Origin of the sequence: Thauera sp. 63 (genome assembly GCF_000310165.2) — a bacterium.
Lineage (GTDB): Bacteria > Pseudomonadota > Gammaproteobacteria > Burkholderiales > Rhodocyclaceae > Thauera > Thauera humireducens.
The window spans coordinates 1-630 of the sequence record NZ_AMXC01000087.1; the positions used below are offsets into that span (position 1 = coordinate 1).

At 66.8% G+C, this 630-nt stretch carries 1 protein-coding gene; it reads right to left on the reverse strand.

Features of this window, described 5'->3' with window-relative positions; translation table 11 throughout:
• On the reverse strand, positions 1 to 630 hold a 630-nt coding region (gene tnpC, locus C664_RS20070; protein ID WP_004295541.1), incomplete at both ends, for an IS66 family transposase.

A 630-nucleotide genomic window follows, 5' to 3' on the forward strand; every position in this document is an offset into this window, starting at 1 on the left:
GAGTTGTGCCTCACGGATGTGCTGCTCTACCGCGTAGAGCTGGCCGATCATCTCCAATGCCTGCGTCGCCCGTTCGGGCTCGATCGACTGGGCCTCGAAGAATTTTCTTCTCGAGTGCGCCCAGCATTGCGCGCGCGTGAGCCCGCATTTTTGTGCGTAACGTTCGTAGGCCGCGTAGCCGTCGGTGAGCAGCACCGCCCCCTCGGGCGGTGGGTCGGTCCCCAGGGTCTGCGCAATGTGTTTGCCACTACGCCCCTCGTGATAGGCGAAGCAGATTTCGTCGCGCTCGCCATACACCGGCCAGAAGTAGCCGCCCTTCATCTTCCCCGGGCCGGCGCGCCCGGCCTTGATCGGGGTCTCGTCCATCGCCTTGATGCGACTTGCGCGGATCGAGTCGAGCTGGGCCGTAAAGACCGGCTCGAGCAGCGCGAGCGCCGCGTGGGTGAGCTGCGTGAGCCACGGGCGCGAGACCCGGATGCCGTTGTCCCCGAGCCGCTGATGCTGGCGGTACAGCGGCTGGTGGTAGCAGAACTTGTCGGTGATGAGCCCGGCGATGAAGCTCACGTCGGCGCGGCTACCGTCGATCACCCCGGCGGGGGCCGCCGGGCAGTGGATCGTCTGCGTGTCGCG